Here is a 21,358-nt window from a genome sequence, read left to right as displayed (position 1 = left end):
TTTGAAGAACTCATTAAACATTAGAAAATTCGATTATTCATATTACTATAAACTGACAAGTTAGTCATAAGCACATTGAAAAAATTCAGCTTATGGGCAGTTTTGAAAATTAAAAACAGTGTTATAAAAGAGCAGTTCAGCTAGAGCTGAACCGCCTTCTCATATTAGATTGCATTTTTTGTGAATTGACCATTAATCAACCGATGGATGTTTAATGGATTAGTATCTTTTAGTGCATCAGGCAGCAAGGCCTGCGGGGTATTTTGGTAGCATACCGGACGCAAAAAGCGATCGATGGCACCTGTGCCTACCGAGGTGCCGCGTGCATCACTGGTTGCCGGAAATGGACCACCATGTACCATGGCATCACAAACTTCTACACCTGTTGGGTAGCCATTAAATAATACACGGCCAGCTTTACGGGTGAGTGTTTGTAATAGATCTGCAGCCTCTGCCAAATCGCTATCATCACCAATAATAGTTGCGGTGAGCTGACCACCTAGAGCATTGAGTCCTTGCAGGAGCTCGGCCTTCGTTTCAACCGAAACAACAACCGACATCGGACCAAATACTTCATGTTGCAACAATGCATGACCTTCTAGCAGCAAAGAAGAATCTGCTTTGAACAAATGCGCCTGAGCCTGTGAAACCATTTCTGGCGCTAAACCAGATGCGATATGTTCAAAACCTGATGCATCAACTAGGTTTCGAATGCCCTGATGATAACTTTTTAAGGTTCCCCGATTAAGCATCACTTGTGGAGCAGCACTACGTGTTGAATCAATCAAAGCCTCAACAAATCGATCAAACTCAACACTTTTAATCCCAATAATCAAACCTGGTTTTGTACAAAACTGGCCACATCCCATGTTAAATGAAGCAACTGTATCTTGTGCAATTTTCTCTGCACGTGCGTTAAGCGCATCTGGTAGCACAACTACAGGATTAACGCTCGACATTTCTGCAAAAAATGGAATAGGCTGAGTGCGGTTTTGTGCTAAGCGAAACAATGCCATTCCGCCTTCGAGTGAGCCCGTGAAACCGGCAGCTTGAATGAGAGGATGCTCGACCAGATTGGCACCTACTCGTGCTCCAAAGATCATATTGAATGTGCCACGCGGCATATTGCAAATCTCGATTGCTTTTTCGATCGCCTGAGCAACCAGTTCAGCTGTTGCCATATGACCTGAATGTGCCTTAAATACCACGCTACAGCCTGCGGCAAGCGCTGCGACTGTATCACCACCTGCGGTAGAAAATGCAAGCGGAAAGTTACTGGCACCAAAAACTGCAACCGGCCCCACGCCAACTTTATATTGTCTTAAATCTACACGCGGTAAAGGTTTACGATCTGGTAGCGCGGTATCAATTCGAGCACCCAATACATCTCCACGGCGCAGCAATTCAGCAAATAGTCGAAGTTGCCCTGTTACTCGTGCAGTTTCACCTTGCAAGCGTGCAAGTGGTAAGCCTGTTTCTAGGGCCGCCACTTCTTGAAGCTCAGCACCTAGCCCTTCAATCTGAATGGCAATTTCATCTAAAAATAATGCGCGTTGTTCGTGACTGGTATTTTGGTATGTCAAAAATGCCTGATGTGCGGCTTTTGCTGCAAGATCCACCTCATTCAAACTGGCTTGACTAAATATATAGCCAGTCAGCTGATAGTCTGTAGCATTGATACTTTCTAAGCTTGCCGCGTGTTCTGCAACACGTTGACCCTGAATAAACTGTTTACCGATATTCTTGCTCATCATAGTATTTCCTTAAAACTTTGAACTTATTGCGGGCCAAGTGTCGCAATTAATTCTGCTAAATCTTCGTAATCCGCAGGCGTCATATCACTGAGCGGCGGACGAACTGGCCCTGCATCATGCCCTACAATTTTCGCCCCTGCTTTGATCATACTTACCGCATAACCAGACTTACGGTTGCGGATTTTGATCAGAGGTAAAAAGAAGTCACGAATCAAACGTTGGGTTGTTTCAAAGTCATCACGGCGTAAAGCGTTGTAAAACTCCATCGCTGTTTTTGGAATAAAGTTAAATACAGCCGATGAATAGACAGGCGAACCTAATGCCTTGTAAGGCGCTGCAAAAACTTCCGCCGTAGGTAAGCCACCCAAATATGACAAACGATCACCAAAGGTTTGTACCACTTCCGTCATCATATCGATTTGGCCCGAACTGTCTTTAAAGCCAATCAGATTTGGACAGGCTTCAACCAGTTGATGTAGAGAATCAACATTGAGTTTAGAAACACTGCGGTTATAAAAAATCACACCAAAATCGACTGCTTGGCAGATCTGTTTCACGTGTTCAATCAAACCTTCTTGGCTTGCTTCGGTTAAGTAGTGCGGCATCAGCAAAATACCGTGAGCACCTAAACGCTCTGCTTCTTGGGCTTGAGCAATTGCTTGACGTGTTGGACCACCTGCACCTGCAATGATTGGAACACTGCCCTTGCACGCATCGACTGCCGTTTTAATAACATCCGAATATTCAGAACCGGTTAATGAAAAATATTCACCCGTACCACCCGCTGCAAATAAAGCACTTGCACCATAAGGCGCTAACCATTCAAGACGTTTTTGATAAGACGCCGCATTAAATTCCCCATGCTGGTCAAAGTCAGTAACCGGAAAAGACAATAAACCGTCAGAAACAATTTTTTTTAACTCAAGAGCATCCATTAACGCATATCCTTTTGAACTTATGTTGTCAGACATCTTACATCATATCTTTTTTCAGTTTCAATTCTTTTTTATACTTTTTGCTAAATATAATTCAATAAAAACAGCCGCTCGTGTGAGCGGCCGTTTTGAATCATTCAAAAACTCTAAATTAACGAACCAAACATGGCTTTTTATTATTGAATGTCCAGTTCGGGATCATATATTGCATGGCTTCAGCATCATTGCGAGCGCCTAAGCCTTTGGCTTTATAAAGCTCATGTGCTTTGTAGATATTATCCCAATCGAGTTCTACACCAAGTCCGGGAGCTGTGGAAACCTGAATTTTGCCGTTCTTAATCTCCAGTGGTGACTTGGTAAGATGGTCAATACCTTCTTGCCAAATCCAGTGTGTGTCAATCGCTGTAACGTTGCCCACAGCGGCTGCAGCAACATGTGTAAACATTGCCAGCGAAATATCGAAGTGATTATTTGAATGTGATCCCCATGTGAGGTTATACATCTTGCATAACTGCGATACGCGAACAGATCCTTCTAGCGTCCAGAAATGTGGATCGGCCAAAGGGATATCCACTGCCTGAAGCTGAATACTATGCGACATTTCCCGCCAGTCAGTTGCAATCATATTGGTTGCGGTAGGCAAGCCTGTAGCACGTTTGAATTCCGCCATAATTTCACGGCTTGAGTAACCTTGTTCAGCCCCGCATGGATCTTCGGCATAAGCCAGCACATGCTTTAAATGTTTACCCACGGCAATCGCTTCATCTAAAAACCACGCACCATTTGGATCAAGCGTGACACGTGCTTCAGGAAAACGATGCGCAATTGCGGTTACCGCTTCTGCTTCCTGTTCGGCGTGTAAGACACCACCTTTTAGTTTAAAATCTTTAAAGCCATAACGGTCATAAGAAGCTTCGGCCAATCGTTGAATGGCACTTGGTGTGAGCGCTTTTTCATGGCGAACCTGATACCAATCAAATTCAGTCTTTGCAGTTGAGCCGAGATAATCCAATTGAGTTTGTTGACGGTCACCAATAAAAAATAAATAACCCAATACTTCAACTTCAGTACGTTGCTGCCCATCGCCTAACAAACTGGCGACATTGACATTTAAATGCTGGCCCAATAAATCGAGTAAAGCGGATTCATAAGCCGTGACCACATGAATAGTTGTACGCAAATCAAAAGTCTGGTTCCCACGCCCACCACGATCACGGTCGGCAAAAGTCTCTTGAATTTTTTTTAGCAGATTTTTGTATTCACCAATAGGCTGACCTTCAATTAACGCTTTCGCATCATTTAAGGTATTTAAGATTTTTTCACCACCTGGAATTTCGCCAACACCGACATTTCCTGAGTTATCCTCTATAACCAATAGATTACGCGTGAAATACGGACCATGTGCGCCACTTAAATTAAGTAACATGCTGTCATGCCCTGCTACCGGAATTGCACGAACCGATTTTACTATAGGTGTTGAAGTCGCCATCTTGATACTCCTTGGCTAGGGTTACTTTTTCTTTTTTAAACGCTATAAGACATCAGACAACTTGTCAATTCATGTACTCAAAAATAATTTTCTTAGATAGCTTGTCAAATTAAAATAAATAGTCGTATGATGTCTTATATCTAAATTATCAAGTTTAGAACTGGACTATAGAATATCGAAATATTTTTTGATTTATTCTATGCACGAATATGACATGACGTCACCTGTTTCATGGACCAGCAAACAGGTTGATTATTAGAAGAGTTTGTATATGGATAACTTGCAAACAAACATCGCCGTGATCAGTAAAAATCGGGTTTCTCACACCAAAACCCGTTATTACATTCTGGCCATGATTTTTTTAGTCACAGCACTTAATTACGGAGATAGAGCAACCATTTCAATGGCTGCATCTCCAATGTCCCAAGAATTGGGACTTACATCGGTCACTATGGGCTACATATTTTCTGCATTTGGCTGGGCGTATGTCATCGGACAAATCCCCGGTGGATGGCTTCTCGATAAATTCGGAGCACGTAAAGTATATTTCTGGAGTATTTTACTCTGGTCGATCTTTACAGTCATGCTTGGTTTTGTCGATATTTTTGGCTCCATTCCCTTAATTATTGCATCACTTTTTATTTTGCGGTTTATGGTCGGTTTGTCTGAAAGCCCAGCCTTTCCTGGAAATAGTCAAATTGTCGCTGCTTGGTTTCCAACCAAAGAACGCGGTACTGCGGCCGCTATTTTTAACTCTGCTCAATACTTTGCCACCGTGATCTTTGCACCGTTTATGGGCTGGTTAGTTACGCACATTCACTGGCAATCTGTTTTCTGGATCATGGGTGGAATCGGGATTGTGATTGCGTTTATTTGGCTAAAGGTTATTTATAGCCCAGAAAAGCATCCTCGTTTAAATTCTGCTGAGTTTAAATATCTTCAAGATCATGGTGCCATCACCAATATGGGCGAAAATCAGCTTAAAAAGGTCGATGAAAACAATAAAATGAGCTGGTCTAATATCCGTAAACTACTGGCATCTCGGATGTTACTGGGTATTTTTATTGCACAGTATTGTATTACCTGCCTCACCTATTTCTTTTTAACCTGGTTTCCTGTGTATTTGGTCAAAGAACGTCACATGACAATTTTACAAGCAGGTTTTGCGGCTGTTTTGCCAGCGCTCTGTGGTTTTATTGGAGGAATTTTAGGTGGCATTATTTCCGACAAACTCATCCGTATGAATAAATCACTCACTTTTGCACGTAAGTTCCCTATTGTGCTCGGTATGTTACTGTCTACCAGTATTGTGGTGTGTAATTTTGTAGAGTCTCAAACGGCGATTGTATTTTTCATGTCACTGGCATTTTTTGGCAAAGGCTTTGGCGCACTTGGCTGGGCTGTCATGTCGGATGTTGCACCTAAAGAGATGATTGGATTATCAGGTGGCTTATTCAATACTTTTGGAAATACTGCTGGCATCATCATTCCGATTGCAATCGGCTACATCTTAGCAGCGACAGGTTCTTTTAATGGTGCTCTGATTTTTGTTGGCGTTCACGCTGTGATTGCCATGTTCTGCTATTTATTTATGGTTGGGAAGATTCAACGCTTTCAACTGAAAACATCCATATAAGTAATCTCGATTAGCCGATGCCAAATATATTTGGCATACGGCCTTAATTAAATTAACAAGGAAGACTCATGCAAAAGCCATTACTGATCAAAATTAATCCGCTGGACAATGTTGCTATTGTGGTCAACGATGGCGGCCTTGCACAAGGAACTGTGATTGAGGCATATGATCTATGTTTAATCGAATATATTCCACAAGGCCATAAAGTACTGCTTGAAGACTTAAAAAACGGCGCATCCATCATTCGCTATGGTGAAGTCATTGGTTATGTTAATTGCGATTTAAACGCGGGAGCATGGGTGAATGAAGCGGTCACGCGCATGCCAACGCCCCCTGATTTAGGTGAGCTTGAGTTAGCGACCCGTCCGGCACCTCAAATGGAACCTTTGACTGGCTATACCTTTAAAGGTTACATAAATAAAGATGGTTCAGTCGGTACAAAAAACCTTTTGGCAATTACCACCAGCGTGAATTGCGTAGAAGGAATTGTCGATCATGTGGTGAAAATTATAGAACGTGAGCTATTGGCAGAATATCCAAATGTAGACGGCGTAGTTGGTTTAAATCATTTATATGGCTGTGGTGTTGCTATTGATGCACCTGCCGCGATTGTACCAATCCGTACTATTCATAATCTGGCATTGAATCCTAATTTTGGTGGAGAAGTCATGGTCGTGAGTTTAGGCTGTGAAAAAATGCAACCCGAACGCTTACTTTCACTCCCAACAGAAAATAAACGTATTCCGCTTGAAGATGAAGACATCATCCAGCTTCAAGATGAACAGCATCACGGCTTTCAAAGTATGATCGATCATATTTTGGCGGTTGCAAAGATTCATTTAGAAAAGCTCAACCAACGCCAGCGTGAAGTAGTTTCGGCATCACATTTAGTCGTCGGTATGCAGTGCGGTGGTAGCGATGCCTTTTCTGGCGTGACGTCAAATCCAGCTGTTGGTTTTGCTTCAGATTTGATTATCCGCTGCGGCGGTACAGTCATGTTTTCAGAAGTGACCGAAGTTCGTGATGGTATCCATTTACTTACTCCACGCGCAGAAAACGAACAAGTCGCGAAAGATTTAATTCGTGAAATGCAGTGGTACGATGATTATTTGGCCGCAGGCAAAGTTGATCGAAGTGCCAATACCACGCCTGGCAACAAGAAAGGCGGTTTAAATAATATTGTTGAAAAAGCCATGGGATCAATTGCCAAGTCAGGCCGCTCTGCGATTGTTGAAGTGTTGTCACCGGGCCAAAAACCCACTAAAAAAGGGCTGATCTTTGCCGCTACACCATCAAGTGACTTTATTTGCGGTACACAACAAATGGCTTCGGGTATTACAGTACAAGTGTTTACTACAGGCCGCGGAACACCTTATGGATTGGCAGCGGTGCCTGTCATCAAGATGGCCAGCCGCAATAGCATTGCCAATCGCTGGTATGATCTCATCGATATTAGTGCGGGCGATATTGCGATTGGTAAAAAAACCATTGAAGAAGTGGGTTGGGAACTGTTTGAACTGATTTTGAAAGTCGCGAGTGGCGAACAGCAAACATGGTCGGATAAATGGGGAATTCACAACTCGCTGGCCGTGTTTAATCCTGCACCAGTTACCTAAGGCATATAAAAAAAGATGAATTCTGTGCATTCATCTTTTTTATTTCAATATTTGATTGCGATACATTTCACTCATTTTCTAGATCGCTGCTAAACTAAACACTGAAACTTGTTGCCACTTTGATCTTATGCAAAATCTCTCCACTCCTGCTTCGTCGTCTGACAATATCGGAAAGGCCCTGCTGTGTCTAATGACATCCGCCTTACTTTTTTCGATTATGGGAGTTTGTATCCGATTTGCATCACAAAGTGTCGACAACGCAACGATCGTATTTTTTCGAAACGCGGTGGGTCTATTCATTTTTATTCCCATGTTAATTAAAAATGGATTTGGACTCATTCGAACGCAAAAATTATGGATGCATACGTGGCGAAGTGTGGTGGGATTGGCCGCGATGTATGGTTTCTTTTATGCAATTGCCAATCTAAAGCTCTCCAATGCGATGGTGTTTAGTTACTCTTCACCTATTTTCATTCCACTGATTGCATGGTTATTTCTCAAAGAACAAATCACCAAATCTATGATTTTTGCTGCCGTATTGGGTTTAGTGGGTGTCATGTTTGTTGCTAAACCTGATCAGGGCTTATTTAATCTGATTTCTTTTATCGGCCTTGGGGCCTGCTTTTTATCTGCGATGGCTTTTGTGACTGTCCGTGCGCTAACCAGCACCGAATCCCCAGAACGCATCGTATTTTATTTCTGTATGTTTGGTACGCTGATTTCATCAATCCCGATGTTTTGGCACTGGCGAATGTTCACCCTACACGAACTGGCTTTACTTATTACAGCTGGGCTACTGGCTAATATTAGTCAATTATTTATGTCTTATGCCTACAGCTTAGCACCGGCTGGTAAAATCGGTCCGATGAACTATATCGCGATTGTGTTTGCAGGTGTATGGGGCTATGTTTTTTGGCGAGAGCTTCCCGACCTGTTTACACTGATCGGGATTGCCATTATTTTGATTGCAATCTTGATGTGCAACCCATTTGCACAACAAAAAGTGATGCGGTTATTTCGATTAAATCGTTAAAGGTTTATCTATCTTGTAAGAATAAACAACTCATCTTGAAGTAATTTGTACTTAAAAAAGATTTAATTACGATGTTAATCAAGTAATACTTTGTATTTTTTATTAAAAAACAAATTATTAAAGCTAATTTTTTTTAAGGCTTTGAGAATTCGACATTTTTAGTATAGTCTAGGCCTATTGATTTCCAAAAGAGATCACTTGGGTGTTGATGAGTTATGGTCGGCTGCTCGGTTTTTTTGCAGTCTTCTTACAAATCGCTGTGTTTTTACAGCCACTATTACCAGAGAAATACCAAGTTTCTCCGGTCTGTGAAACTATTGCCCAAGCACTACAGATTGGTGATTTTGCGACCACATCAGTTGCACACTCTGAAATGTCCAATCACATGCATTCGCATCATGCTACAGCGCATCATTTAGCTGAACAGAAAATAAAAACTGATACATCACATCATCATCACGACATGAATCATCAATGTCAGTATTGCGTGGTCTATGGTCATGTTGTGCCTCTTCTTGATGTAGATTTAAGTGAAGTCTTGGTTCGTATTCAGGTTCGATATCTCGCCTTTAAACGTACTTTTTTTCACGTTTTCTTTGCACTTCAGCAGCTCTTTCTTATTCCTCAAGGACGCGCTCCACCGCTCTCTCTCGCCATTTAAATTTTTTATCTTAATTTTTAAATTGAATGAGTTGTAGAGACGAATCATTATGTTTTGCTTAAAAAATAGCCTATACTGGTTAGATATAAACTCGCCTGCAAAATTGCACGAGCAACATCATCCGTTGTATGAGGTGCTCTCATGACATTAGGATTAACCGCATTAGAATTAGCGCGGATTCAATTTGCGTTCACAGTATCTTTTCACATTATATTTCCAGCAATTTCAATTGGTTTAGCAAGTTTTCTTGCTGTGCTTGAATGGCGCTGGTTGCGTACTCAAAACCCGGTTTATCAAGACTTATTTAAGTTTTGGGTTAAGATTTTTGCTGTCGCTTTTGGTATGGGTGTCGTCTCTGGCGTTGTGATGAGCTATCAGTTTGGAACCAACTGGAGCGAGTTTTCTCGCTTTGCCGGAGGTGTCACAGGCCCATTACTCAGCTATGAAGTATTAAGTGCATTTTTCCTTGAAGCCGGCTTTTTAGGGATTATGCTGTTTGGCTGGGGCCGTGTGGGCAAAAATGCACACTTCTTCGCAACCTTAATGGTGGCGATTGGCACCTGTATTTCCATGTTCTGGATTTTATCGTCCAACAGCTGGATGCAAACACCACAAGGCTATAGCATTGAAAATGGCATTATCGTGCCACAAGATTGGGTTGCGATTATCTTCAATCCATCTTTCCCTTACCGACTGGCTCACATGGCGATTGCTGCATTTATGGTGTCATCACTTTTGGTGGCAGCAACCGCAGCATGGCATTTGCTCAAGGGGCGTCGTGATGCATTGGTCAAAAAGTCATTTTCCATGGCACTCTGGCTCATTTTGGTTTTGGCACCATTACAAGTATTTGTAGGTGATGCACATGGTCTCAATACTTTAGAGCATCAACCTGCAAAACTTGCTGCAATGGAAGGCCATTGGGAAACCAACCACGACCATGCCATGCCGTTGTATCTGTTCGGGATTCCAGATATGCAAGAAGAGCGAACCAAATATGCGATCGCGATTCCGCATTTGGGTAGTTTAATTTTAACGCACTCGATGGACGGAACAGTTAAAGGGCTTAAAGACTTTGCTCCGGAAGATCGTCCAAACTCCACCATCGTATTTTGGAGCTTTCGAATTATGGTCGGGCTTGGCATGTTGATGGTACTGTTGGCGTTGGCAGGTCTATGGCTCAGACGTTCAGACCGGCTTTATGAAAACAAATGGTTTCAGCGTTTTGCTTTGGTGATGGGGCCATCTGGATTTATTGCCTTGCTTGCAGGCTGGTTTACCACCGAAGTTGGTCGTCAGCCTTGGGTCGTCTATGGCGTGATGCGCACTAAAGATGCAATCTCTCCTGTCTCTGCCGAACAAGTCGGTCTCACCTTGATCATTTTTGTACTGGTGTACTTTGTTGTCTTTGGAATCGGTATTTATTACATGCTGAAACTGATCAATAAAGGGCCACAATTTATTCATAGCACGCCACAAGAAGCAGGCGGGGTTGGTCGATTCAAAACCCCAATGCGACCGTTGAGTGCGGCTGATGAAGAACTGGATGATGAGGACAAAGGAGCAACATCATGATTGATTTATCTTTAATCTGGGTCGTGATTATTGCTGTTGGCGTGTTTATCTATGTAGTGCTAGACGGGTTCGACTTGGGAATCGGAATTTTATTTCCATTTATTCAAGATCAGCAAGAACGCGACGTGATGATGAATACCGTGGCACCCGTGTGGGATGGTAATGAAACCTGGATGGTGCTTGGCGGTGCAGGCTTGTTTGCAGCGTTTCCAATTGTCTATTCTGCTGTTTTATCTGCGCTTTACTTACCTATTTTGCTGATGGTAATTGCACTGATTTTTCGTGGCGTAGCATTTGAGTTTCGCTTCAAGGCCAATCGTACCAAACACTTGTGGGACAAAGCATTTATTGGTGGCTCTGTTCTTTCGAGCTTCTTACAAGGCGTATTGCTAGGCGCTTACATCCAAGGCATACATATTGTGGATGGTCGCTACGCTGGTGGCGGTCTGGACTGGCTGACACCTTTTTCTCTTTTCACGGGTGTGGGCGTGGTTGTCCTTTACGCCGCGCTTGGGTGTGGCTGGTTGATCATGAAAACTGATCATCGTTTACAAGAAGATATGTTTAAGATTATGCCAAAGCTCATACTCGCATTGCTGTTTATTTTTGCGTGTGTGAGTTTGTATACACCTTTGTCTCAGCCACAAATCGCAGCGCGATGGTTTAGCTTACCTCAACTCTTGTATTTTAGCCCTGTTCCTATTTTGGTCGTGATATGTAGTGTGCTTGCACTTCGTGCATGTGCCAAGAAACAGGAATCGGCTCCCTTTTTATATATTCTGGCTCTGCTGTTCTTGGCCTATAGCGGATTTTTAATCAGTATTTTTCCGTATATAATTCCACCATCAGTGACCATTTGGGACGCTGCCGCTCCGGCAAATAGTCAATTGTTTGCCTTAATTGGTGCACTGATTTTGATTCCGATCATTATCACCTACACCATCATGGCGTACTGGGTTTTTCGAGACAAAGTACGCGTAGGTGATGAAGGGTATCACTAGGAGCGAATAAGTATGAAATTATCGAAATTTCAATGGTTCGTGGTTTTATGGCTGGGCGGATTCTTTGGGTTATTGCTGATTGCAATGGCCTTTCGACTCTTATTACAGCTCGCCTATTAATAAGAAAGGATGCTTAACGTGAATACTATGCAATATGGATCGCAACAGACACAGTCGATGTTGCTGCACATGGATAACCACTTTTTAGGGCAGGAAATTATTCAGGTTCGTAAGAAAATGAATATTTCTCAGACCCAACTGGCCACGATGCTGGGTATTTCAGTCAGAACGCTTGAAAGCTGGGAACGCGGGGTAAGACATCCCTCTAGTTCAGCCAAAGCATTAATTCGCTTGCTGATTAAATCTCCACATTTTGTGCTTAAAAATTTGGCCTAACCTATTTAATCGAGGTCATGTTGATGGCATGGCCTCGCTACTTCGTCTAGATCAAATTTTTTTTGATCGCTCTTAAAGACTCGTTCAGCCGCTTAATGTCTGAAGGTTTTAATCCTGAAAAACTGTCATTAAAGAGCAATGAGGTAATTTCATTTATTTTAATCACCATTTCATGTCCCGACTCGGTCAACGTCACTCGGGTAACCCGATTATCAAGTTTGCATAAAGACGTTTCTACATAGCCTTCATCTTTTAAACGATAAATAATTTTGGTTGCCGTTGGAATTTTGATAAGTGCCATATCCGCCAGTTCCGAAATACTGGCATCGGGACGCGTTGAAGCAGCAAGCAAGATTCTTCGGCGTGAATTGTCTAAACCATATTTTTTTAATGAATTGTCGATCTTATTGATATAAAGCGCGTGAACTTGTGAAATGAGATAGTACGGAAACTCTTCTAAATCAAATTCATCATGAACAGGAAAATATTTGGCATATTTATTGGTCATATAAGTCAAGCTTCTTAAAAGTGAATGGATTTAAATTAGCATATATTTTAGCTTAAGCATTCAAATTATTTTATTTTTAAAGTAAATTTTTTATTAAAATCATGTTTTTAATTATATAAAAGCAATCCGATATAGTTAATAAGTGTCATAATTTTTTAAATCAAAATGTATAAAGTTTTTGTAAATGGACCACTCTAGATGAGCAGTCCTGTTTCAATGTTCTAGCCTAATGACGACTTGCATTCATTTTTCGAACCATCGCATCAAAAAATTTGTTGGCAAATCCACTTTCCCGAATCAGCATGGCCGTCAGATCTGTACATTTTTGTTTAACATCATGATTTAAAGGCATGTCTTCTCCTGCCATCGCATCTGCCTGACACTGTACTTCGGCAGCACGCTGTACGGTCCAAAGTAAAAAGAAGGCTTTTTCGATACTGCTCTCGCCCACAGCAATGCCGTGATTACGAAGAACTAAAATATGATGGTCTGCCAAGCTTTCAATCATGCGTGATTTTTCATCTTCAAACAGCGTGATTCCCTCAAAAGTATGATATCCAACTCGACCATAGAGCTGTGCGCCATAGAAACTATCATGTTTGAAGCCGTGCTTTTTTTGCACCACGGCGCTGATGGGTGTGGTATGAGTATGAATCATACAGCGGATATCATCTCTTGCACCATGCACTGCGCTGTGTAACACAAAACCAGCCGGATTGGCATCATACTCAGATGGTTCAACTTTGTTTCCATCCAAATCAACTTTGAGTAGGTTTTCAGGCGTAATTTCAGTGTAATTTAAACCAAACGGATTCACCAAATAGTGGTGTTCCTTGCCGGGTAATCGCGCAGAAATGTGGTTGAAAATCGTTTCTGTCCAGCCAAAATAATCAACCAAATGGTAACACTGTGTCAGTTTGGTTCGAAGCGCCCATTCTTCTTGTGAGCACTGTGGTAGGGCAATTGCACTGTTCATTCTGATATCCTGTTTTAAATTTTTCGAGACTGTTCACTGAGATATTGGGTCAGATCGCAAATATGTCGGGTCATTGGCATTGGACAATCGTAGTGTTCTGCTAACTCAATCACGGCATCTGCTATGCCTTTTAGTTCGAGTGGCTGTTTTTTTTGATAGTCATACCACATGGATGTACGGGTATCGCCCATTTCAGAGCCCAGCTTTAAAAAGGTATCTGGGTCAATCGAGACGCGTGCGCCATAGCTTGCTGCCACCTGACGGACTTCACGTGTGATTTCTCGGGTGATGCTCTGTAGGTAAGGATGTGAGTAAATATCTTTAAGCGTTGCACCGGTAATCACAGACATTGGATTTGAACTTAAGTTGGCGATGACTTTGGTCCAGATTTGATCGCGAATGGTTTCTGAAATACGCACCTCAATGCCACTGTCTGTAAAAATATTCTGCAACGCGGTAATACGAGGTGTGACTTGATGAGAAGGCTCACCCAAAATAAGCAGATACGGATTTTTTGATTCAACCCGACCATGACTTTTTAAGGTGGCTGTAATAAATACTACAGCACCGATCAAATGAGATAATGGAAAATGCTGTATTAGGCGTTGATCGGCATCGAGGCATTTAATTGGCTTGATTTGGTCTTGTGTCGTGTTTTGATAGAAATACCAAAATGGAATTCCATTGATGAGCGGAATCACCAAAGTTTGTTCATGCAAAATAGACTGAATGTCTTCATACACATGAATTAAGGCATCGGATTTGGTGGCAATAAAAATCACGTCTTGTGGTTCAAGCGCAGATGCATGACTCACCACACGATCAGGAATAATGTGGTGTTCACCAGTGAGGTCTTGCAGATAAATTCCCTGCTCAGACAGTACCTGATAATTTTCTCCTCGTGCAATTATCGAAACCGATGTGCATCCTGCAAGTTTTAATCTGGCTGCCATAGTACATCCGATTGCACCAGCACCCAGAATGGTAATTTTAGCTAACTGATTCATACGTACCCTCTTTTTAAATAGCCAATACATCTTGGTGTTTACTGTTAATCCCAAGATAACTTTCTATAATTCTAGGATCTTCGACCAGATCTGAACCCCGACCTTCTATAGCTAACTCGCCCATTTCAAGCACATAGGCGTAGTCGGCGAGCTTAAGTGCTGCGCGTGCATTTTGTTCAACCAGTAAAATCGAAACACCTTGAGTCCGGAGTTGATCAATGATCTTAAAAATTTCACGGGTAATCAGCGGTGCTAGCCCTAAACTTGGTTCATCTAGCATCAATAGTTTAGGTTTTGCCATGAGTGCTCGGCCCACTGCCAGCATTTGGCGCTCTCCACCAGAAAGCGTACCAGCCTCTTGTTTACGGCGCTCATGTAAGCGTGGAAATAACCCATAGACTTCATCTAAAGTCTGTTTGAGTGTCCGGTCTCCGTGTTTATAACGCTGGAAACCACCAAGCATTAAATTATCTTCAATCGACATCGACGCAAATAACTCACGTTTTTCAGGTACCAACCCTAACCCACGCACCACCATGCGTTCAATTTCAGGGCATTGTCCTATTTCACCATCGAACTCAATGTCTCCTTTCGAGCCCAGAACTCCCATAATCGCAGATAGCAATGTGGTTTTTCCGGCGCCGTTTGGACCAACCACTGAAACAATCTGCCCCTGATTCACCCGCATATTAAAATTGGTCAGTGCATCGACCTTGCCATAAGCGACACTTAAATTTTTCACTTCCAGTAAAGCGTTGCCGGATGTATTGTTGTGGATGTCTTTCATGCAGCACCTCCCAAATAAGCCTCAAGCACCGCTTGATCATTTTGAATATCGTGAGGTAAGCCCTCGGCAATTTTCTGTCCAAACTCCATCACCACCACTCGATCGACCAGATTCATCACAAAATCCATATCATGCTCAACCAGTAAAATCGCCATACCTTCCGATTTAAGCTTAATAAGAAGCTCAGCTAATGCCTGTTTTTCTTTCAAACGTAAGCCTGCTGCTGGCTCATCGAGAAGCAATAAACACGGATGAGCACACAAGGCACGTGCAATTTCTAAAATACGTTGTTGCCCCAAAGCCAATGCACCCGCTTCGGTATATAGGTATTCACCTAAACCTACTCGCTCAAGCTGTTGCTTGGCTTCATTTAACAAAATATTTTCTTCTTCACGATCTAGACGAAACATGGAAGCAAAAACACCTCGTTGCCCACGTAAATGCGCACCAATCACTACATTTTCGAGCACTGTCATTTCTGGCAAAATCTTTACGTGTTGAAAAGTTCGGCTTAAACCTAATTTGGCAATTTCACGAGATGGAATTCCATTGATACGCTGTCCAAGAAATATTACATCGCCACTGGTCGGCGTATCGACACCTGACAACTGATTAAACATAGTGCTTTTTCCAGCACCATTTGGTCCAATCAAGGCCAAAATCTCTCCCGCACGAATATTCAGATTCATTTGGTTATTGGCAATCAATCCACCAAATGCCTTTGTGACATCTAAAGCCTGCAAGATTTCGGTACCATGCGCAGGCAGTGTTGGTTTTGCCAAGGTATGAGATGTTGGAGTTAACGACAAATGTGAACCTTTTAACTGATAACGGGTAGGTAAAAGTTTCAGAAGTAGTGACCACAATCCCGCCGGTGATTTTTGCATTAGCACCACAATCATGAGGCCAAACACAATGGTTTCATAATTACCTTCACCACCAAATATCATGGGTAACACATCTTGCAACCATTGACGCATCATAGTGAAAATACCCGCACCCACCACTGCGCCCCAAATACTGCCTACCCCACCAAGTAACGCCATAAAGAGGTAATCAATCCCCATCTGAAGACCAAATGGCGTCGGATTAATAAAGGATTGGTTGTGCGCGTAAAGCCAGCCTGCGATCGATGCAAATACCGATGACGTTACAAATACGATCATTTTCGAGCGAAAAGTATTGACTCCCATCGACTCCGCCATGATTTGTCCACCTTTTAGCGCACGGATCGCACGACCTTCTCGGGAGTTAAGCAAATTTCGAGTCAGAATCATGGCAATCAATAAGATGAGCCAGATCAGATAAAACATCTTGTTGTTGGTATCTAAGGCATATCCAGCGATTTCAATACTAGGAATATTGGCAATACCTGAATGCCCGCCCAATGTTGGAATAGTTGAAAAGAAGTAGTACAGCGAAATACCCCAAGCAATTGTACCCAGTGGCAAATAATGACCCGAAAGTTTGAGCGTGAGCCCGCCAACCAAAAGTGCAGAAAAGATAGTGATGATCAATCCAAGGAATAACCCCACCCATGGCCCACCGCCTGTCCATGCCAGAAATGTTGGCAATTGTTCGGTTACGCTCAGATAAGCTGTGGTATAAGCCCCGATTCCGACCAATGCAGCCTGCCCAAAGCTGGTCATTCCGCCCACACCTGTGAGTAAAACCAACCCCAGCACCACCAAAGCATTCATACCAATATAGTTAAGTAGCGTCACTTGGTAAGTGGGTAACAGCAGTGGACTTAGTGCAACCAGCAACACTACAACCGCCAAGATAGCATTTGATTTCATTCGCTTTCCTCCTCTATTTGACGAGAAGTTAATGATTTCCATAACAAAAATGGAATAATCAGGGTAAAGACAATAATTTCCTTATAGTCACTGGCCCAAAACATAGCAAAAGCTTCAATAACCCCCACTGCGACTGCACCAAGTGCGGCCACTGGAAAGCTCACCAAACCACCAATAATTGCGCCCACAAAGCCTTTTAAGCTGATTACGAAACCCGAGTCGTAATATAAGGTCGTGATGGGTGCAATCAAAATACCCGAAAGCGCACCGATAAATGCAGCTAGACTAAAGGTCAGTTTTCCCGCAAAAACAGGAGAAATTCCCATTAATTGTGCCCCCATTCGGTTGACAGCAGTTGCATGTAAAGCTTTGCCATATAATGTTTTTTCGAAGAAATACCACAGTGCAATAATCATGATGAGGAAAGCTGCTACAATAAACAGGGTCTGACTATTAACTGTTAAAGCGCCCACTTCAAAAATTGCTTCACTAAAGGGTTTGGTTTGTGCGCCATCTGGCCCAAAAATAAGTAACCCAACACCGACCATTGCCACATGTACCGCAATTGAGACAATCAGTAGCACCAAAGGCTTTGCTGCTACCAATGGCTGAAAAAAAGTTCGATACATTTGCGGACCAAGCGGTGTGATCACGGCTAATGCAAAAATTATTTGTAAGCCGAGCGGCATATTCATCAGCGGTAAGGTATACATCGCAATAACCAACGCTGCGATATAGATTGCCCACACAATCGCTGCCTGAATGTTAAATTTGGTTTGATGTTTAAAATATGCGTACAGGTCTAAAATAATATTGGTGAAGTAAAAAGCCACCAGTAACCAGACCACCACACTGGGTGTTCCTGCCTGAATGGCAGCTAAGGTCAGCGCACCATAGACAGTGAATTCGCCCAAAGGAATGAGCAAGATGCGTGTCACGGTAAATACAAGCAGAATACATAACGCCAATAAGGCATAAATTGCCCCACTGGTAATGCCATCTTGCCCTAAAATCAAAGCAATATTCATATCCATAATGGTCTATCCTTACTATGTAGGTCGTGATCACCTCACAGGAAAATTGATGACTTTCCTGACATAGCAATTTTTTGATTTTTTCTGAATAGGATTACTATTTAAGTAGTTTCCATTGACCGTTTTTCACCGTAATCATTACGCGTCCGCGTTGATCAAAACCACTATGATCCATAGCTGTCATAGTGTAGACCCCTTGCGTGGCAGGCAATTCCTTGGTTTGTTCCAATGCAGTTCTTAAGGCTTGACGAAATTGTGCTGTTCCTGGTTTCGCTTGCTTAAGTGCAATCGGTACGGCTTTATTGAGTAATAGTCCAGCATCATAAACATTTGCACCAAAGGTGGCTGGAACTACGCCATATAATGCTTTGTAATCGTTAATATATTTCTGTGCAATTTGTTTAGATGGATGATTATTTGGTACTTCATTAATCACCAGCATCAGACTTGCTGCTAGAATGGTATTTTCTACCTTCTTGCCCCCAAGCTTTAAAAACTGATCTAAAGCTGCACCATGTGTCTGATACACTTGCCCGCGGTACCCTCGATCATATAATGCCACTTGTGGCGTAACTGCCGAACTTCCTGGCGCAGCAATTAAAATGGCTTGAGGCTTTTTCGCAACAAGTTTAAGTGCTTGTCCGGTGAGTGATGTATCCTGACGCTGAAAAGATTCTTTTACTGTCACACTAATGCCATTTTTGGCTGCCAATGTACTTATCACACGGCTCCAGTTTTCACCGTATGGGTCGGCTGTGCCAATAAATCCAAGGGTTTTAATTTTTCGTTTGACCATATCTTGCACCAAAGCCTGTGCAATCAAATCATCATTTTGCGTGGTTTTAAACACCCATTTACGCTGTGCATCCATTGGAACCACAACACCTGATGTACCCACAGGTGCCAAAAGTGGAACCCCTGCTTTGGCAATAATTCCCAAAGCTGCCATTGCATTTGGAGAACCTGACGGCCCAATAATGGCATCGACATTATTCTCCTTAATCAGTTTATTCATTGCTTTGACAGTCGCTGTGGGATCACTGCCATCATCGAGTGAGATGTAGCGAACATTTTCCGTGCCAATTTTTTTGGGTAACAGTGCAATCGTATTACGCTGTGGAATACCCACCATGGCAACGGGGCCACTTGATGATGTCACAACACCTACGGTTATGTCGGCATGTACCATCGGTACAGCTGCACTTATGACTGCCGTGAAGCTCATAATTTTGGTTAACTTCATTTCAAACCTTCTCCTCATCAGTTTGACCCTAGATATTCAAAATTAGTTGAAATATCTAAGATATTACATTTATTAATTAAGCAGCTTTCATGCCACTTTTAACCAAAAAATTAAATTTATTATTTAATATTTATCATATACTTAAAATATCATAAATTTTCAAAAACAGCATACCAATAAAGTATATTTTTCAACTATTTTTATGCACTAAATTATTACACTTTTATTGTAAAAAGCACCATTTTAATGACTATTTTTTCATCAAAAAACCGCATCATCTTGTTGTTCTTTAGCAAGAAAAATTAAAATCTCCTCTTCTGATTAACTATTCATTTGTTTGAAAGGATCAACCAATAATGATTAATTTATCATCATAAAAAAACGCAAATGATAAATTCGTCATTTGCGTTGCTGCTTAAATGTAACCTGACATGTAGTTGCTGATTTAAAATTGATAACTATAAGTTGCGATGAAGCGTGTTTCGTTATAGTCGGTACCTCTTAAGTATGCCGTACCGTATTTTAAATCTGTGCGAATATGCATCACCTCCAGCCCAATCCCCTTAAATTGCCCAGTGGGTACAATATATTTTAGTGAAATACTTTTTTCTGTCTCCTTGTTATCTTTGAAACCTTCTCGAGTAATATCGCTACCGTGTAAATAGCGCAATGTACTTTTTAAACCCGGCATGCCAAGCCCTGCAAAGTCATAACGATATAAGACATGCCACGTGAGTTCATTGGGTTTGACAAAGCCTAGATTTGACCATGCGTGTAGATATGGCTGAGGTACATAGCCTGCTAGTGTTGGAAATGTTGAAGCACCGTCATTTTTACGGACGCCGCTCATTAGCGTATGATTTCCATCCTGAAGCGTTGTCATTACTCCATAAGCCTGATTATCTATTGTTCCATATAAGGCTTGACCATCTTCAGTGTTATGAAAGTAACGAGCATCCACCTTAATCTTGGTTGAACCAACGTGAGTAGAATAGGCAAAGTTTAGATATTGTTGACGGTAGATATCTTCAAGTTGTCCCCACCAATACGATGCAGTCCAATATGTATTGAACATATAATCTAAACCAATAAGATTTAATCCATCACTCTCGTAACGCGGTGCATTCGGTCTAAACAAGCTCAACTTGCGAAAATGATCATCATTTCTGGCATTAATTCGAGTAACACGGCCAGCTGTAATTTTAAGCTTTTCAAGTTCTGAACTTTCGAGCATTGCACCTGAATATGTAGTTAAGAGCTGTCTTGAATCATCGATATACACAATAGGGTTCTTTGGAAGTAATTCGCCTATTTTTAGTTCAGTTTTATTGTATTTCAGTCTAAGCGTTGCGCCAAACTTTGCATAATCTCGATCTTGTCGACCTGTATCCAGATCATAAGGAATGATTGTATCGGCACGTGATACATTATGGTTATTCAAACGTAGTGCGTATTGTGCACTTGCATCGACGCCCAATTGAATTGGTGTATTTGTATAACCAGACTCATAACGCTCCATAAATGCTTGTGACCAACTACCAATATTTTCAGTTTCGACATCCTTAAACTCACGCTCTATATAAAAGTTACGCAGATCAACTGAAAGTTTTTGATCTTTAAAAAAATCTGCATAGGCAACACTTAAAGAGCATGTGCTTATAAAAAACATGCTCACACATCTAAAATTAAAATACTGATTCACTTAACACCCCAATAAAAAGAAACTATTTTTGTATAAAAAATATCCTTTTTATTGACTGAAAAGTCAATTTTTGAGATGCACCATTAAAGTCCAAAATTTAACTTAAATTTGTTTAAATTCAATATTTTCACCATCTTGATTCACTTTTAGTGTCCAAAAAAGAATTGATCATTTAAAACCTGTAAAAAAACTGAATTTTCAACTAA

General features: G+C 41.7%; 18 protein-coding genes. 7 read left to right on the top strand and 11 right to left on the bottom strand.

Going from position 1 to position 21,358, the window contains the following annotated elements:
* Window positions 1-164 precede the first annotated feature (164 nt).
* The 3 genes from L2096_RS14070 to gudD form a co-directional block, all read right to left on the bottom strand.
* Window positions 165-1,751, bottom strand: a complete 1,587-nt coding sequence (locus L2096_RS14070) for an aldehyde dehydrogenase (NADP(+)) (RefSeq protein ID WP_250365692.1) — start codon at window positions 1,749-1,751, stop codon at window positions 165-167.
* A gap of 26 nt (window positions 1,752-1,777) precedes the next feature.
* Window positions 1,778-2,689, bottom strand: a complete 912-nt coding sequence (gene kdgD, locus L2096_RS14065; protein ID WP_004937641.1) for a 5-dehydro-4-deoxyglucarate dehydratase — start codon at window positions 2,687-2,689, stop codon at window positions 1,778-1,780.
* A gap of 151 nt (window positions 2,690-2,840) precedes the next feature.
* Window positions 2,841-4,178, bottom strand: coding sequence for a glucarate dehydratase (gene gudD, locus L2096_RS14060; protein WP_250365675.1), 1,338 nt, complete (start codon window positions 4,176-4,178; stop codon window positions 2,841-2,843).
* Window positions 4,179-4,449: 271 nt separating this feature from the next.
* Between gudD and L2096_RS14055 the strand changes: the two genes are divergently transcribed.
* The 7 genes from L2096_RS14055 (at window position 4,450) to L2096_RS14025 (ending at window position 12,096) form a co-directional block, all read left to right on the top strand.
* The gene (locus L2096_RS14055; protein ID WP_119026595.1) at window positions 4,450-5,814 is read left to right on the top strand and encodes an MFS transporter; all 1,365 of its coding nucleotides are present in this window, start codon (window positions 4,450-4,452) and stop codon (window positions 5,812-5,814) included.
* 68 nt (window positions 5,815-5,882) lie between these two features.
* Entirely contained in the window at window positions 5,883-7,430 is a 1,548-nt protein-coding gene (gene garD / locus L2096_RS14050) for a galactarate dehydratase (protein WP_250365674.1), read from the top strand.
* A gap of 127 nt (window positions 7,431-7,557) precedes the next feature.
* Window positions 7,558-8,463, top strand: a complete 906-nt coding sequence (locus L2096_RS14045; protein WP_025094623.1) for a DMT family transporter — start codon at window positions 7,558-7,560, stop codon at window positions 8,461-8,463.
* Window positions 8,464-8,671: 208 nt separating this feature from the next.
* Window positions 8,672-9,124: a DUF2946 domain-containing protein gene (locus tag L2096_RS14040; RefSeq protein ID WP_151795542.1), complete on the top strand. Its 453-nt coding sequence runs from the start codon at window positions 8,672-8,674 to the stop codon at window positions 9,122-9,124.
* A gap of 141 nt (window positions 9,125-9,265) precedes the next feature.
* The gene (locus L2096_RS14035; protein WP_055415850.1) at window positions 9,266-10,699 is read left to right on the top strand and encodes a cytochrome ubiquinol oxidase subunit I; all 1,434 of its coding nucleotides are present in this window, start codon (window positions 9,266-9,268) and stop codon (window positions 10,697-10,699) included.
* A complete protein-coding gene (cydB, locus tag L2096_RS14030; RefSeq protein ID WP_119026636.1) occupies window positions 10,696-11,700 on the top strand; it encodes a cytochrome d ubiquinol oxidase subunit II in 1,005 nt (334 codons plus the stop codon). The genes L2096_RS14035 and cydB overlap by 4 nt, the downstream gene beginning before the upstream one ends.
* A 177-nt stretch (window positions 11,701-11,877) precedes the next feature.
* Complete coding sequence (locus tag L2096_RS14025) at window positions 11,878-12,096, top strand: helix-turn-helix domain-containing protein (protein WP_119690511.1); 219 nt, start codon at window positions 11,878-11,880, stop codon at window positions 12,094-12,096.
* Between the two features lie 46 nt (window positions 12,097-12,142).
* Here the strand turns inward: L2096_RS14025 and L2096_RS14020 are convergent, their stop codons facing one another.
* The 8 genes from L2096_RS14020 to L2096_RS13985 form a co-directional block, all read right to left on the bottom strand.
* Window positions 12,143-12,604 carry a MarR family winged helix-turn-helix transcriptional regulator gene (locus tag L2096_RS14020; protein WP_004937671.1) on the bottom strand — a complete coding sequence of 154 codons (462 nt, stop codon included), beginning with the start codon at window positions 12,602-12,604 and terminating at the stop codon, window positions 12,143-12,145.
* Between the two features lie 226 nt (window positions 12,605-12,830).
* Window positions 12,831-13,580 (bottom strand): class II aldolase/adducin family protein, encoded by a 750-nt coding sequence (locus tag L2096_RS14015; protein WP_250365673.1) that lies wholly within the window; start codon window positions 13,578-13,580, stop codon window positions 12,831-12,833.
* A 14-nt stretch (window positions 13,581-13,594) separates the two neighbouring features.
* A complete protein-coding gene (locus tag L2096_RS14010) occupies window positions 13,595-14,587 on the bottom strand; it encodes a ketopantoate reductase family protein (RefSeq protein ID WP_151676257.1) in 993 nt (330 codons plus the stop codon).
* Between the two features lie 13 nt (window positions 14,588-14,600).
* The gene (locus L2096_RS14005; RefSeq protein ID WP_004937677.1) at window positions 14,601-15,374 is read right to left on the bottom strand and encodes an ABC transporter ATP-binding protein; all 774 of its coding nucleotides are present in this window, start codon (window positions 15,372-15,374) and stop codon (window positions 14,601-14,603) included.
* A complete protein-coding gene (locus L2096_RS14000) occupies window positions 15,371-17,173 on the bottom strand; it encodes a branched-chain amino acid ABC transporter ATP-binding protein/permease (RefSeq protein ID WP_004937680.1) in 1,803 nt (600 codons plus the stop codon). The genes L2096_RS14005 and L2096_RS14000 overlap by 4 nt, the downstream gene beginning before the upstream one ends.
* Window positions 17,170-18,207 (bottom strand): branched-chain amino acid ABC transporter permease, encoded by a 1,038-nt coding sequence (locus tag L2096_RS13995; RefSeq protein ID WP_250365672.1) that lies wholly within the window; start codon window positions 18,205-18,207, stop codon window positions 17,170-17,172. Before L2096_RS13995 ends, L2096_RS14000 begins: the two co-directional genes overlap by 4 nt.
* A gap of 97 nt (window positions 18,208-18,304) precedes the next feature.
* Entirely contained in the window at window positions 18,305-19,450 is a 1,146-nt protein-coding gene (locus L2096_RS13990) for an ABC transporter substrate-binding protein (RefSeq protein WP_055415844.1), read from the bottom strand.
* 445 nt (window positions 19,451-19,895) lie between these two features.
* Window positions 19,896-21,119 (bottom strand): OprD family outer membrane porin, encoded by a 1,224-nt coding sequence (locus L2096_RS13985; RefSeq protein ID WP_250365671.1) that lies wholly within the window; start codon window positions 21,117-21,119, stop codon window positions 19,896-19,898.
* Window positions 21,120-21,358 lie beyond the last annotated feature (239 nt).

Source organism: Acinetobacter sp. ACZLY 512, from assembly GCF_023614015.1.
In the GTDB taxonomy this organism is placed as follows: Bacteria; Pseudomonadota; Gammaproteobacteria; order Pseudomonadales; family Moraxellaceae; genus Acinetobacter; species Acinetobacter soli.
Note: the sequence above shows the minus strand (reverse complement) of the source record. Positions and strands in the feature narration are given on the sequence as shown.

Bases quoted from the DNA above. Each gene is read 5' to 3' on its own strand.
- gudD (WP_250365675.1), bottom strand. From the start codon at position 4,178: ATGGCGACTTCAACACCTATAGTAAAATCGGTTCGTGCAATTCCGGTA.
- L2096_RS14025 (WP_119690511.1), top strand. From the start codon at position 11,878: ATGTTGCTGCACATGGATAACCACTTTTTAGGGCAGGAAATTATTCAG.
- kdgD (WP_004937641.1), bottom strand. From the start codon at position 2,689: ATGGATGCTCTTGAGTTAAAAAAAATTGTTTCTGACGGTTTATTGTCT.
- L2096_RS14020 (WP_004937671.1), bottom strand. From the start codon at position 12,604: ATGACCAATAAATATGCCAAATATTTTCCTGTTCATGATGAATTTGAT.
- L2096_RS14035 (WP_055415850.1), top strand. From the start codon at position 9,266: ATGACATTAGGATTAACCGCATTAGAATTAGCGCGGATTCAATTTGCG.
- L2096_RS14045 (WP_025094623.1), top strand. From the start codon at position 7,558: ATGCAAAATCTCTCCACTCCTGCTTCGTCGTCTGACAATATCGGAAAG.
- L2096_RS14055 (WP_119026595.1), top strand. From the start codon at position 4,450: ATGGATAACTTGCAAACAAACATCGCCGTGATCAGTAAAAATCGGGTT.
- L2096_RS13990 (WP_055415844.1), bottom strand. From the start codon at position 19,450: ATGAAGTTAACCAAAATTATGAGCTTCACGGCAGTCATAAGTGCAGCT.
- L2096_RS13995 (WP_250365672.1), bottom strand. From the start codon at position 18,207: ATGGATATGAATATTGCTTTGATTTTAGGGCAAGATGGCATTACCAGT.
- L2096_RS14070 (WP_250365692.1), bottom strand. From the start codon at position 1,751: ATGAGCAAGAATATCGGTAAACAGTTTATTCAGGGTCAACGTGTTGCA.
- garD (WP_250365674.1), top strand. From the start codon at position 5,883: ATGCAAAAGCCATTACTGATCAAAATTAATCCGCTGGACAATGTTGCT.
- L2096_RS14040 (WP_151795542.1), top strand. From the start codon at position 8,672: ATGAGTTATGGTCGGCTGCTCGGTTTTTTTGCAGTCTTCTTACAAATC.
- L2096_RS14005 (WP_004937677.1), bottom strand. From the start codon at position 15,374: ATGAAAGACATCCACAACAATACATCCGGCAACGCTTTACTGGAAGTG.
- L2096_RS13985 (WP_250365671.1), bottom strand. From the start codon at position 21,119: ATGTTTTTTATAAGCACATGCTCTTTAAGTGTTGCCTATGCAGATTTT.
- L2096_RS14015 (WP_250365673.1), bottom strand. From the start codon at position 13,580: ATGAACAGTGCAATTGCCCTACCACAGTGCTCACAAGAAGAATGGGCG.
- L2096_RS14010 (WP_151676257.1), bottom strand. From the start codon at position 14,587: ATGAATCAGTTAGCTAAAATTACCATTCTGGGTGCTGGTGCAATCGGA.
- L2096_RS14000 (WP_004937680.1), bottom strand. From the start codon at position 17,173: ATGAAATCAAATGCTATCTTGGCGGTTGTAGTGTTGCTGGTTGCACTA.
- cydB (WP_119026636.1), top strand. From the start codon at position 10,696: ATGATTGATTTATCTTTAATCTGGGTCGTGATTATTGCTGTTGGCGTG.